Raw genomic sequence first — 13981 nt, 5'->3', positions numbered from 1 at the left:
TTAATTGGTAAGTTTCGGATATACATTGTGGTTCGAGGGCCATTAAGAAGGGTATCTTGAGAATTCTCAAGATACCCTGTTTTATTTGTTTTGAATGAAAGGAGAAAATTATTATGAGTATAGTTGATGGAGAAATAATGAGTTTATTATCACAAGCTTTAATGAAAGAGGCGAACAGTAGAATTATATATTGACAATTAAGTAATTTCCCTACTTTGCTAAATTTAATGGATACATTCGAATCAGAACTTAGTAATATTGCTGGTATAGATACCGAACGAGCAAAATAAATTATTTTATAAATTTAGGTGATGATGTTTGGAATCATGGTGGAGAAATTGATTATGTTAAAAATTCTAGCCGTATAGATAAGTACACTTTCTACAAATAATGAGTATTATTCAACTAGAAAAGGAATAATGTTGTATGTTAAAAAAAAGCAGTTAATGCGATACTCTTTGCAGTGATTTTCTTTGTAACAGCAGATCAGACTAATGCTGCTCTTCCTAAGTACTTGTTTAATCTTATTCTTAAAGTAAACAATGTTGAAGTCACATCTGATGCAAATCCTTATATCGAACGAACAACAAATACAACGTATGTTCCAATTAGATTTGTATCAGAGAATTTTGGAGGGAAGTAAGTTGGAATAGAGGAAAACAGGAGGTTACAATCCGTTCCGAAAAGGTAATACGTAAGTCTGACTATTAGAAGTAAAGTGGCGTATGTAAACGATAAAGAAAAGTTGATGCCTAGTTCACCTGTTATGCCAGTATTGCCTAACCGTGTTATGGTGCTTCTCAGATTTGTTTCAGAGGTTATGGGCGCTACTGTCGACAGTACCAAAAAGGATGAGACTTTGTGTATAAACATTACTAAGCCTAATTAATTATATTGCTCCTGTATTTGAAACGTCAGGTATAAAAATGGATAAACAAATGATAAGTTAACAGGGTAATCTCAATTAATAGGAAGGCAATTTTATTAAATGTCCCGTCCGTTTCTGTAGACGAATAATAGACCGGAGCCTCAATACTTTCTAAAATATTATAAAGTTCATTAATGTCGAATAACGAACTGATTTCCCTCAATGCCTTACCCCGTAAGACTTGAAGGAGAATGATGACTTTATTTAATTCAAGTTAAAAAATGAGGGACAGGGGTTCGACTCCCCTTACTCCATATTCAGTACCAGACGGACACCATTTGGTGTACTTTTTTCTCGTTCGTACTACCACCTCAGGCTCTAGGGTTTTGTCTTATCTGACGTCGAATGGGACAGATTTCTAATGAGGTACATGGTAGTACCTCTGAATGCAGTAGCCCCGTCGCCAGATTTCCTTCGGGTCAGTCTGTTTGTCTTCTTTTGTCTTTCTCAGTCGAAGACAAGTCAGCGCTTCCCGCCTAACAGTGCGGCTAGGGCTTCTTCATCGTCTTAGTTGTCCCTGTTCTCAAGTATTGTTTTGGTTAAATCATCTGTTGCTCCAATACAATTGTTTCTTGTATACCAAATAAAATCCCTGTCACTCGAATATACATATCTTTGAGAGTCGCTAGCGGTATAGCTGTTCATGATTGCAATAGCCTAGCTTCAGGCGAAAGGTACTGAGTTGGCAATTCTTCTTCGAATCTTCCAAGCAACAAGACATTCTTGCTTAGCGGTGACATCAGTTTTTCTTAATCCAAAGCCCGGCCCCCAAATCGTTTCTTGAGGTATTGTACAGTGCAAATTCACGGGAGAATCAGATCAAATGAAATATCCGGTCTGTTCATCCGCCAGAAGAACAGACCATTTTCGTTCCAGAAGCAAAGGAATGATGGTATTTAGAGAAGTCATCATATTGTTTAAATGGATATGGTTATGGAACGAAATTGTGTATTGGGAGTTGGTGTTTACGAGTTCTTTCATTTCCTCATATATTGTTGAGTTATCTACTTCATTACCGGATTCAATCATCTTTGTACGGTAGGACTCGTAATGTTCAGGACTCTGGAAAATCATCTGCATCCACACCTGCATCGCATCACTCATTGCTTCATCAAAAACTTCACGCCTTGAAGGAACTCTGCATGCCAACAAAGCTATGAAGTTGATAAGAATGACATAGTCATCCCCTTCAGGCATTGTTTGGTTCTGAATCAGATTTTTGATTATGGGTCCTCCCATAGTCTCAAATTGAGCAAGAGCCTTCTCAAAATCATCGGATTCACCGTCTGGAACTTCAACACGGTAAAAATTGTTCTGATTATGCCACGTTTCGAGGTTAGCTCCCCATTGATTTACCGTAGTCTGATCAAACACCCAGAAAAGACTATCCTTTGCTCCTAAATTGGTGAAACCGGCCAGATAAAACTGCGGCAAGAAATGATGTTTACGCGCGGTTTGTTTGCCATACATAACACCTCGTTACATTATGTTTTCATACCAAGTTCTTTAAAAGGCTGTATTGGTAGTAAATTTACACAAAATCTATTGACTTTGTCTCTCTACCTCGAAGTTTCTTTATTTTACTATGTCTAGGGTTCTTCATTCTATATAAAGTAATATGAGAAGAACATAGTATCTGAAATGTAATACAACTCCTATATGAAGAGAACGACAATTCCTTTGACAGTGAGTTCACGTTATGGGAATATGGGTGCATCTCGTTTCAGAATATTGAATGTTTATCGTCCGAGTTTTAAAAGGGAAATCATTTTTTTAAACGTAATACTTGTTGTCTGACTTTATTTCGTTGTGATTCATATTGTTCTGTCACTTCGTGATGATGTCTTTTTTGCTCGTTGTGATTCCTGTTTTTAAAGCTTTCTATGGCTTTACTGATTTCAGAACGGTAGCCATCTGGATCAAGTTGTTTTTTCATCTCATTCTTTCCCCAAGACTCTCCATCTAACCAAGCCATTTGAAGTTGCACAGCGACTTCATCCGCAAGTGCTTCGGTTGGAAGCTCTATAATTAATTTTTCAACGACCCCATCTCTTAACACCACACAGTACCTATTGTTTTCAACTATTGAATAGTACAATAATAGTTCCTCCTTTTAGAATGTTGTTTATCGCACGAAAATCTCAATAAAAGACAAAATTCAATATGATAGCTGATTTTATGCAATTAAAGTGTTAAATACATTCTTGTGGTGAATCATCCAATATTATTGCCATTCGGAGATTCTAATATTTAATGAATATAAAAAATCCTATTGTCAATAAATAGAGACGTAAGCTAAAGGGAGAACAATGATGCCCCTAAAATCGGATTCTTTAAAAAATGTATGATTATGCTTCGGTGACATCCAGTTTCAGCATGTTAAATTATACTTGTTCTAAAGCGATACGAGAAGGTTGGTTTGAGATTGCCCAACATAATGGGGCATGAAACGTTTGTATTAGGTAGAACCCAAAAGGATATGAAATCTATTTATACTTGACAGAGTGTGTGGAGGGAGAAGATTGCAGGGGTCTTCAGGGTTTAGACCAAGAGATTTATTTGCAAAGTTCACCTTATGAAGTTGGCAAACAGATGATGGAATAAATAACGGATTCTTTTTTTTGGTTATGATTTGATTTCTACGGAGACATTGTACTTTAGGAGGATGAAAGGTGTATCTAGTTTAGCTTCAATTATTTATTCTGAAGGGAGAATTCAAAAGCTAAAAAAGGTGCCTTGCATCCTGAATATCAGGGGAGGACTGGATTAGAGAGCAAACATAGGAAAGCAATGGTTGTTGGAATGTCTACTAAAGTGCACATCTATCAGGAATATTAAGATCGTCCGTAAAAGGAAGTGTGATCGAACATTTGGATAGTGGATTTGTTTACGAAAGGAGTATTCACGAGATCCAGAAATCAATGTATCATCAAGGAGCTTCTAAGTTGTTGGACTACATCCACTGATTAAAGCTATCATCATTATGGAGCAATTGAATGTTTCTGGTTTAAGCCGTTCGGGCTCTGTTAATTATGAAAAGGTAATGTAGTTTGCAGCAAAAAGATACTTTAATAAAACTGAAATTGATCAATACCGCGAAGCTAAAAATATATCTACCGGATACAATTACACTGTGCTCTATAAGAAAATAAAAGGCATGAATTTTTAAAAGATAAGTAAGAATATTGTCTGAATTGAGTCCGTATCGTTAAATTACTTTAGATATTCTGAGGAAATAAAGATAAACGTGTTTAATTCAAGCTATATGTGGTTAATAACCGCCATAAGACGCTTTGAAACAACAATTAAAAATAACACTAACAAGACGACACTGCAGAAAATATGTAGTGTCGTTTTTTTAGAGGTTACATGTGAAAATCTCTATTCTTAATTTTATTTATGAGAAGATAAAAATAGATCAGCTAATTAATCCGTTTCCCGAAAGGAGAAGGAGATATATTTCCAAAGAGGAAAACCGCATTTTCAGCACGGTGTTTCTTGTCGAGCAACCATATCTGATAACGGACTGTGGGCCAGAAGTCAAACTTAGCATTGGTTTTTATATCGATTATTATAGCCGAGTGATTTACGCTTTGGAGGTTGGTAATATTGATTACCAGGAAGGTAGGTTTTCTTCATGGAATCTTTGATGTGGAATAATAAAAACTGGCTACAAGAAGACCAAGAATTCTCACCAAAACGGAGAGTAGATAATAAAATCAGCTGGCAAAGGCCTCACATCATCGGAAGTTTTCACAGTAGAAAGATGAAGCGTACTGTCGAGTACCACTCATTGAATGAGTGTTTATTTTATTATTTTCTAGAGGTGGATGTTTCAACATTATATTACTATGTTCAACCCATTGAAGTCCCCATTCCATGTAAAACAAAAAAATTAGAGGGGGAATTTTGGTTACATGTGCCTGATGTTCTGGTATTTCGAAATGGTTGTCCTCCTTTGTTATATCAGATAAAAGAGGCACCAGACGACCCTAGTAAAACGTTTCAGCAATGCAATGAGTTTTGTGAGAAGTTTGCTGCCCATAAGGGCTGGAACTATGATGTGATTTATCCTAAAACTTTGCCGCAAACAGTGCTAAACAATATACAAATGCTTCAAGGCCATCTTCGGGAGCGCAGACTATATCCATCAATTAGAAAGGATGTCATGTTCAAGATGATGATGAATGGTCCCGTGTCAATTGAAGAATTATCTTGTAGCTTTCCTTCGTATTCTTCAGCTGATATAAAACCATTTTTGTACCACCTGATTGCAACAGGAGAGGTGGAAACAAATATGAATATAGTCATTTCTCAACATACCGTAATCGAGCTAAATGTAGCTACGACCGCCCATCCCTTAAATGAGTTATATCAAATAGCTTTTGGTAATCGAATATGAAGATTACTTTGAATGTGAATGAAGAAATCCACTTCATGGGAAGGAAGCATAGATTAATTGCTATTAAGGGGAGTCATGTTGTACTGCAGCGTTCGGATGGAGATAATGAAACCTTTAAATATAGTCTTGAAAAACTTGTTTCCGATTCGACCTTTCGGGGTGGGAAAACGATCGCTCGTGTCGAACAGAGAAAGTATGAATCCATACTTGAAAAGTTACCTGAGCATAAGCGCGAAGAAGTATCGTGGAAGTACGAATTAATCCGTCCCATATTACTTCTTTCCAGAATCAAGCAAAATGATATGAAAGCACTGCTTGAGTTTTCAGATAAATACCTAAAAACATACGTGAACAAAAACGAGAACATTACAAAGTTGTCTCAAGAGGAGCTGGCTACAAGAATATTAGTGAACAGCAAGAACGAAGGGAAAAAACTGGCACGTTCAACGCTCATGAGGTATGTGAAGGCTTACCGCGATGGAATGAAACAGGGTGTACCCATGGCATTGGAGTGTTTTGTTAAAGCTACAGATATTAATTACATACAGAGAAAAGACACAATAGCTATTGAGATCTGTAGCCCACGACACCCTGAAGTTGTGGTCGATGTTGTCTATACCAAGTATGCAGATGAATACCACTCCATTATTAAAGAAACGATTGAGAAAGATTATTTAAACACTAGACGTCTTAAAGCTAGTGCGATATTTCGCATTATGGAGGCTAAATGTACAAAAAGTGGTTTGAAACCGATTCCCGAAATTACAGTTCGTTCTCTTTTAAAACAGTTAAGTCCAAAGACGGTTGCAATTTTTAGAGACGGAAAGAAGGGAATTGAGTCTTACAGCACAACGCAACGTGGGTATTCGGAAACCGCAGCCCAGTATCCTCTACATATGGTACAGATCGACCATACGAGATTGGATATTATTGTGGTTGATGAAAAGACAGGTTTGGCTATTGGTAGACCTGTTATCACGCTGGGCATTGATGTTTTTACAAGGATGATCTGGTGCATGCATTTGTCATTTGATGAGCCGTCAGCCAATAAAGTTCGAAAAGCGATTGAACATGGTATATTCCCTAAGGGGGCCAAAGAACGCTATGGCACGACCAATGAATGGTCTATATTTGGTATCCCTTCAGTCATTTTCTTAGATAACGGTTCAGACTTTACAAGTGTGAACGTTAAAAGAATGATAAACGAAACGCTTGAATCGGAAGTCCGCTATCGTCCTAGAAAAACTCCCCATTATGGTGGAGTAATTGAACGACTGATGGGCTCAATCAACACACAGATTATTCACAACCTCCCAGGTTCCACAGGTTCTAATGTCATGGACAAAGGTGATCGGGATCCAGTTAAAGAAGCGAAACTTACACTAGCTGAATTGGAGAAGATCGTAGCCAAGTATATCGTTGACATCTACCATTTTGAAAAACATAGGGGCTTGCCGGATGACTGCAACGTTCCTATCCTCAAGTATGAAGATGGTGTGGACATTTATGGTAATCCACCTATTGTAGAACCTCAACTAAGAGAATTTTACCACATCGAATTGTTACCAACCGAGCTTAAACCCTATACCCGCAAAGATGGAATCACAATGGATCATATCCATTATAGGGCCGATCATTTGGCACACCTTGTGAATAAGAGGGAGGTCAAATATAAAATTAAATACGATGATGATGATATATCACATATATTTATTCAATTACCTGACTCGAAAGAATATGTTGAAGTGGTTGCTTCCTCTCCTCCTCCAGAGGTGCTTCAAGATATAAACCGCTATACCTGGAATAAAATCAAAGACAACCTTCGGAAAACAGGTTATCTAAAACGGAAAAATCGATTGGATAATGAGACAGTTCAAAAAGCCAAAGAAGAATTACAGGATTTAATTGCTAATTCTTACAAACCAAAACTTACTGCGCGAAAAATGAATGAACGAATGGGGGGGAAAATAGCGATCTCTTTAACGAATAATTTAATCTTAGAAGGAAACAACGATTTGGATGAATTACTATTGGGGGCTAAAGCCATTTTTGCCGAGATGGAGGATATAAAATGAAAAATATAGTAGAACAAAAGGAAACTCAATCTTTAGCCTATAGAGTTGCGAATCTACATGTTCGTTTTCCGAAAATTGAACAAGTATGGTATGTACTCGACTCCATCCGAACTCAAAACAAGTTTAAACAAGGTACAACACAGTATGGTAAGCGGCATATATCTGTTATCGGTCCCTCTGGAGTTGGAAAGTCGCAAGCATTATTAAAATATGAAGAGCTCAACATGGGATACACCGAGGTGAGTCCAGATAACTCTAAAGAAGTTGATATTAAGCCAGTTGTATATATGGAGTTGCCAGATCCCTTCACCATTAAAGAGCTATATCAGCAGATCTCCTATGCTTTGGGTTTTCCAGAAATGCCACGACGCATATCTATTGGTGATGCACAACGTCAGGCATTTCATTTGCTTATGGAACAAAAAGTAGAAGTACTTATTTTAGATGAGATGGACTATATTCTTACCTCCAATGTCCCTCATAAAGCAGCCATGAATGCACTCAAGAAAATAGCCAATAAAGCAAACATCACTCTTGTACTGGCAGGAACTCCTGAAGTGGAGACTCTACTAAAAATAAACTTTCAGAACTATCGACGGTACCCTAAATTGTACATTAACCGGTTTGAAAGGTGTGATGAAGAGTGGTGCCGATTACTGTCAAGAATAGAGGAAAGTCTGGCACCTGAAAAACCTATAGGTTTGGGGGACCCTGCGACAAAACTGCCACAGATTTTACACACCATGAGTTCTGGATTGATGGGGATCCTCACGCCCGTACTTCAAGAAATGTACAGCCTCCTTGGTGTATTCGACGGAGAATATGCGGATGTAACGTTCACATCAGAAACGATAGAAGTACTCAGGAGAGCTTATCAGAATATAAATGGTGATTTACCAATAGAAGAGTTTAAAACGATGTTGGCTAAAGGCTATTAATATATGCTTTCTGGGAAATAATGATAGTATCATTATTTTCCGGAAGGTGATTTTTCTTGAAAACTAAAGGTAACTGTGCACTTCCCTCTAGAACTTTTTATATTGAAGGAGAGTCTCTGTTTAGTTATCTCCTACGAACTGCCGAAAACAATGGAGTTACATTGATTTTATTGATGAATATGATTAGAAAAAATGAGAAGTACTTACTTCACGCAGGAGATATTCGTAGGATTGATTACTATCCTGAAAGTGTATTTAATATTGAAAAGTTATCTAAACTTACAGGCATCAGTCAATCTGATGTGAACAAAGGTAGCTTCACGAATGTTGTAAATACCTTTGGATATTCTACAAATGGAGAGCAAGCTCGTTTTACAAACGATATGATACGTGCAACTCTTCATTTCTGCCCTCAATGCTTGAAAGAAAATCGAGGTTACGATTTGTTATGGAAGGTAGAAGGAATTGATTCTTGTCAAAAACACAATCAAAGGCTCGTAAATAAGTGCAGTTACTGTAATCATCGGATAAATTATAACGAGATTACGAGCTTGAGACGCTGTCCCCACTGCGATCAACTTTTAACAGACATACCAGCAGAGCCTACACATGAGGGAAATAGTATAGCACGTCAGAAATCCGTACGAACCAATATGAATCAACTTATCTACGGGGATAAGTTGCATTTTGAAGTTCAGAGTCTTGCGCAGAAATTGTTATTTTTGTTAAATGATTCTCAGTCTATGTATCATCCTGAAATAGTTAAAAAGTCATTGGATGGATACACTTTAGCCCACCTTCTCCAATACGCACGAAATACTATTAAAGCCAAAAAGATTTTAAAACTAAATTTTGTATTCAACGTTCTATACAAGAATAAGGTATGTATAAACGACCTGTACAAAATGAAAATACCTCCAGAATTCTTAGAGTCATTATTAAAGGATACATCTACTCAGTGGACTCGAGGGCATATGTGCATAGCCCCATGGTGTAAACAAAAAGATCAACCAGGTAGCCTTGTATCTACAAACACTAAACATACCCATAAGTCAGGCAAAGGTTTGTCCCATTATTTAATTTGTAAAGAATGCTTCTGTGAGTATGCTTTTAATCAGGAGAAGAAATTAATTGAACGAACCAGTTTTATTGCTGTGTATGATGTTTTGACCAAGCGTGATATAAGCAATATGAGTTGGTTGGATAAAAAGAAATGTTTCTTTATGAATAAAGAGCGTATTAGGCGAGGAGTGGCATATTTTAATGTAAGGCAAATCTTATTGGAGAAAACGGCTAAAGCTCAATATGAAGTCAACGAATTATTGTTAGAAATGTTCATATCAGCGTTGAAACAAGGACAAGATATAGCCCAAATCCGATTTTGGCCGAAATGGAATGGGTATGGCCAATATCTTTTGCACCGATACCATCCAGCAGTGATGAGAGAATTATTTAATAGAAGATATAATAAAGAGAAAATGATATTCAGTGATCATACCTTTGAACATGAAGTTCAATTTATATGTGAACAACTAATTGTCTTGGATATTTCTATTACTCTACCTAATGTATCTAAAGAGTTAGGAATCTCCACATCCACCCTCTATAAAAGAGGTGGAGCAAGGGTAGTGCATAATCATAAAGAGATTCAATTGAAACGAAGAAGAGAACATTTGTTCTTGAATATATCAAAAAAAGCAATTTCATATATCGGTGAATGTTCAGAACATGTTTATTCGCAAAAACTATACGCTTTTCTTGGTATAAGGCACGGTTACCTAAAAAAAGTTATACCAGAGCTAGTTGAGCAAATTGAAGAATGGCGGGAGGAGCGTAACAGCGAGATACAAAGGTCAGGGGATTTGGTTTTCTCAATAAACATTCCAGATTATTAAAATATCTAATGATGAGGGAGAGAGATGAAGGACAAAAATATTTTCCCAATCAGACCGAGAATCGAAGAAGGAGAGGCGTTAACCAGTTACTTATTTCGAATAGCAGAAGCCAATCGGACAACATTTCACCAGATACTTCAAGTCATTCACAATCAGAAAAAAGAGAAAATTACATCTAGAGAGTATCGTTATTTGGATTTGCTGCCCCAATGCCAAGCGGATATATATCTATTAGGAAACTTATTAGGTATGAGTGAGGATGAAATCCTTTCTCATACCTATTATTCAGCAGTAGAAAAAATTTCAAAAATTTCTGGTGAAGAGCTAGACATCACTTTACATCAACTGAGCTTGTTAGTGGAAACGAAAAAACGATTGTTTTGCAGAAAATGCTTAGAAAATAAAAAAGGGTTTAGTTTAATATGGCAAATTAAAGGTTTACAAATATGCGAGATTCATAAAACAAATTTGGAATCCAGTTGTATAAATTGCGGAAAACTACAGCCGTATACAAGGGACCAAATGAAGGAATCCTGCTGTGTGCTCTGTTCTTATTCACTTAGTTATGGAAGTATCGACGGAAAAATAGCAGAAGAACAAGAAACGGAGTACACACACCAATTGAAAAAATATAAAATTTGGAAACAACTATTAGGAAATAATTGTTTGTCACCACAACAAAGTATCAGACAATTCAATTTAAAACAAACGCTGGCCTTAAAGTTGATATTTCTTTCTCAATCAAAGGAAAGTAGATATAGATCGAATCGAGTAAAGTATTTAACTCGAGGTAATATAAAAATTTTAATGCGGTTAATAAGAGGGAAAAGGGATAAGCATTATTCAATTGTGGGTATGTTAATTCGTTTTTTTTTAAATAGTAACAATTCTGTTGAGGACTTAGAAAGAGTCGAAGTGAGTCAGGAGTATATTCAATCTATTCTTGAGGATAAGCCAACTAAGGAGCATGGCCCTTGTTTAACGCCTTGGTGTAAATATAAAAATACGAATGTTCATATGACAAACCATTATTTTAAAGCTAGTCACACTCATCGGGAACCATCAATTTGTACTTCTTGCTTCATACCATATGGGTATGACCGGAATTCTGGAAATTGGTGTGAAATTGGTAATACAATTAATTTGGTTTCCAATCATTTTTTACTACTCTTAAAATCTGGAGTATCCAGAAAAAGGATACAACATATACTCAATATTTCATCTCAAAAGGTTAATGATGTTATCGGTTATATGTACAACCAGAATTTAATTCCCGAAGGTTATAAGTTTGTAACAAGACCAAAATCTGAATCAGATCTTATAAATAAGTTCAAAACATTAAGTGAGCATGTTGGTGGTTTATTTAGATTTAAAATGATTCCTGCAGCAAAAAAAATATTTAATTGGAACGTATTAGAATTTCATCAGTATTACTATACTTTTGAGATTCAGATGTATTGGATTCATAATAAGAAAAAGGTGGAAAGGATACCGAGGTATCATAAGAATTTATCAAAGCAAATTGTGGAATATCGAGAATTGTGTCGACAACAGGGAAAATCATTCTCAAAAAAGGATTTCGAACAAATCTATGGGGTATCGAGAGGTGTCCTAAAGTATCATAATTTACATGATGAGGCTACTTCTGCTCGCCAACTCCAAAACAAGTCGATTTTGTCATATCAAATTCAAACTTGTTGGTTTTTGGCTAGGGATTACACAGAGAAATTACTTAGGGAGGAACGGGCTTTCAATTGCCAAAATGTATACAGTTATATTAGAAGGAATCGAAAGTGGCTAACGAAAAATTGCCCAGAATTAGGAGAGTGGATACAAGAACAAGTTGTTGTTTCAAAGGAGCAACAAGCTACAAAGAAATTGAATGAAGAAAAGAAAAAGCTCAAAGAAACCATTCACTACTTATTCAAACATGACATCAATTTGTCTAAATCTAATCTTGGTAAGTATTCTAATATTAATGTAGGTAAGTTGTGGGGGCAAACAGAACTGGGACTATTTTGCGATAAAACTATTGAAGAATTAGTCTGGGAGACAATGCCTTTGAAAGAGGTTGAGTCTGAATTTTCAGAAGACTTTATAGAACAAATTTATGAAAATAATTAACCATTAAAGTGAGCTTGCCAGAGGAACGCGAGCAGCATGGTTTCATGAAGAGATGGATACCGGAGCGTTCCTCTGTTTATAAGTGTTACTAGGATCAAAAGCTTATCAGGAAATACTAAATCGAGTCACCCATACCGTGGTGATTGATAGCAACGTCGTAAATCTCCTACGTCTGCGGACGGATGAAAAAAAATTTGCTACAAGATTGAGGAGAGGGTTCCACAAAACTAATCACTAGCAGATTGAAAATACTTCAAGCTTGGAGAAAAAGTGCCTAACAATAAATTTTTATAAGTTGATTAAATAACTAACTATAGTTTTAGTCCATATGTACCAATTAGCCTGGTGCAATGTCTTGATGAGCGCTTATAGCATAAGACTATATTTATAAGCTAGGAATACAAAGTTAGAATGTCTGAAGCTCAATAGCAAATGATATCTATGATCAAAAGATGGGGAGTGACCAATATGCAAGACGAAAATCCGAGACGTTTAGAAGGAGATGAAACTTGGTTTAGACTGAAAGAATGGACTAAAGGGCAAAAAGCTGCTGAGCGACTAGCAAGCCATATTTTGAACTCAGAAGGCTTTGAATCCATTGATCCATCTCATCCATTAGGTGGAAGGGACGGGACAAAAGACTTTATATGTTTTAAAAATAATGAGAAGTGGATAGGAGCAGTATACTTTCCAAGAGGGCAAAAAACATATAAAGTTATCAAAGAAAAATGCATTGAAGATATTAGAGGTATTAGTAAGAATGGGGCTTTTGGGTTAGCCTTTATAACAAATCAAGAGATAACAGTTTCTCAAAGAGAAGATTTAATGACCAGTACATCATATGAAATAAAAATCTACCACTTGGAAAGGTTAGTTAATATTTTGAATAATCGTCTGAATTATGGCGTTAGAAGAGAGTTCTTAGGTATTTCACTAACGACGGAGGAAAAATTTGCGTACTTAGCAGATTCGAATATAGAGGTTAATGGAATAATAGACCAAGGGCATAATTACTCCAAGAAGATGTTCATAATTAAGGATCTAATAGATAATTTACAGGAAATTTGGGAAGAAATTGATGATCCAGTTAGTTTGTATGATGACGATTTAGCATGGCTTACTGTAGTTGCTCATAAATCATATTTATGCAACGTTAAAAATGTAGTTTTAAATGAAATAAGTGATGATATTGCGCTTCATTTATACGACCACTTGCAAATTATTTCTTCTATAAATAAAATGCAAAGTGATATTGAAGAAGCAAAGAAATATGGACATAAACATTTACGAAGCAAAAAACAACTTCAGGATCACTACTCTCAGGTAATTCAAAAAGCTTTATTTAATATTATATCGGATCTAGATAAATATGAAGATCACATTACAAAAGGTGCATAAATAAAGGACTGCTCTCAGAGTGGAAAAACTTGTACTCATAAGAAGGCGTGATAATCGCGTTTTTTTTTGATTTAGCGTTATAGTTCTTGTCCAGACCTATGGACAGGGACATAAGTTCAAAACCAATTTGTCATTGCTCAAATTTTTAAAAAATATATAATTCCAAAAGGTGAGTTTGAAATTAAGTTTGAAGGTGAGTGGATATATCAAATATTATCGCA

Annotated in this window: 10 protein-coding genes; 8 read left to right on the top strand and 2 right to left on the bottom strand. The window is 36.0% G+C overall.

The annotated features are described in order from the left end of the window. Positions 1 to 463: 463 nt before the first annotated feature. Both JOE49_RS26225 and JOE49_RS26220 read left to right on the top strand, forming a co-directional pair. On the top strand, positions 464 to 643 hold the full coding sequence (locus JOE49_RS26225) for a stalk domain-containing protein (protein ID WP_336077687.1): 180 nt from the start codon (positions 464 to 466) through the stop codon (positions 641 to 643). Between the two features lie 57 nt (positions 644 to 700). After that, positions 701 to 889, top strand: coding sequence for a stalk domain-containing protein (locus JOE49_RS26220; protein WP_280922045.1), 189 nt, complete (start codon positions 701 to 703; stop codon positions 887 to 889). Between the two features lie 858 nt (positions 890 to 1747). On the opposite strand, the gene JOE49_RS00670 is transcribed toward JOE49_RS26220, so the two are convergent. Continuing rightward, the gene (locus JOE49_RS00670) at positions 1748 to 2398 is read right to left on the bottom strand and encodes a DUF4238 domain-containing protein (protein ID WP_209940403.1); all 651 of its coding nucleotides are present in this window, start codon (positions 2396 to 2398) and stop codon (positions 1748 to 1750) included. A gap of 295 nt (positions 2399 to 2693) precedes the next feature. After that, on the bottom strand, positions 2694 to 3026 hold the full coding sequence (locus tag JOE49_RS00665; RefSeq protein ID WP_209940402.1) for a hypothetical protein: 333 nt from the start codon (positions 3024 to 3026) through the stop codon (positions 2694 to 2696). 1539 nt (positions 3027 to 4565) lie between these two features. Here JOE49_RS00665 and JOE49_RS00660 point away from each other — a divergent pair. The 6 genes from JOE49_RS00660 (at position 4566) to JOE49_RS00635 (ending at position 13760) form a co-directional block, all read left to right on the top strand. Next, positions 4566 to 5330, top strand: a complete 765-nt coding sequence (locus tag JOE49_RS00660; RefSeq protein ID WP_209940401.1) for a hypothetical protein — start codon at positions 4566 to 4568, stop codon at positions 5328 to 5330. Further along, positions 5327 to 7405, top strand: coding sequence for a Mu transposase C-terminal domain-containing protein (locus tag JOE49_RS00655; RefSeq protein ID WP_209940400.1), 2079 nt, complete (start codon positions 5327 to 5329; stop codon positions 7403 to 7405). The genes JOE49_RS00660 and JOE49_RS00655 overlap by 4 nt, the downstream gene beginning before the upstream one ends. Beyond that, positions 7402 to 8343 (top strand): TniB family NTP-binding protein, encoded by a 942-nt coding sequence (locus JOE49_RS00650; RefSeq protein WP_209940399.1) that lies wholly within the window; start codon positions 7402 to 7404, stop codon positions 8341 to 8343. The genes JOE49_RS00655 and JOE49_RS00650 overlap by 4 nt, the downstream gene beginning before the upstream one ends. A 56-nt stretch (positions 8344 to 8399) precedes the next feature. Continuing rightward, the gene (locus tag JOE49_RS00645; protein WP_209940398.1) at positions 8400 to 10238 is read left to right on the top strand and encodes a TniQ family protein; all 1839 of its coding nucleotides are present in this window, start codon (positions 8400 to 8402) and stop codon (positions 10236 to 10238) included. A gap of 24 nt (positions 10239 to 10262) precedes the next feature. Next, positions 10263 to 12362 carry a TniQ family protein gene (locus JOE49_RS00640; RefSeq protein ID WP_209940397.1) on the top strand — a complete coding sequence of 700 codons (2100 nt, stop codon included), beginning with the start codon at positions 10263 to 10265 and terminating at the stop codon, positions 12360 to 12362. Positions 12363 to 12830: 468 nt separating this feature from the next. Continuing rightward, positions 12831 to 13760 (top strand): hypothetical protein, encoded by a 930-nt coding sequence (locus tag JOE49_RS00635; protein WP_209940396.1) that lies wholly within the window; start codon positions 12831 to 12833, stop codon positions 13758 to 13760. The last annotated feature ends 221 nt before the right edge of the window (positions 13761 to 13981 follow it).

This window comes from Paenibacillus sp. PvR133, assembly GCF_017833155.1.
Classification (GTDB): domain Bacteria; phylum Bacillota; class Bacilli; order Paenibacillales; family Paenibacillaceae; genus Paenibacillus; species Paenibacillus polymyxa_B.
This window is presented reverse-complemented; position numbering and strand designations above follow the sequence as displayed.

Excerpts from the sequence above, each read along its gene's own strand:
- JOE49_RS00635 (WP_209940396.1), top strand. The coding sequence starts at position 12,831 with ATGCAAGACGAAAATCCGAGACGTTTAGAAGGAGATGAAACTTGGTTT.
- JOE49_RS00640 (WP_209940397.1), top strand. The coding sequence starts at position 10,263 with ATGAAGGACAAAAATATTTTCCCAATCAGACCGAGAATCGAAGAAGGA.
- JOE49_RS00670 (WP_209940403.1), bottom strand. The coding sequence starts at position 2,398 with ATGTATGGCAAACAAACCGCGCGTAAACATCATTTCTTGCCGCAGTTT.
- JOE49_RS00655 (WP_209940400.1), top strand. The coding sequence starts at position 5,327 with ATGAAGATTACTTTGAATGTGAATGAAGAAATCCACTTCATGGGAAGG.
- JOE49_RS00660 (WP_209940401.1), top strand. The coding sequence starts at position 4,566 with ATGGAATCTTTGATGTGGAATAATAAAAACTGGCTACAAGAAGACCAA.
- JOE49_RS00650 (WP_209940399.1), top strand. The coding sequence starts at position 7,402 with ATGAAAAATATAGTAGAACAAAAGGAAACTCAATCTTTAGCCTATAGA.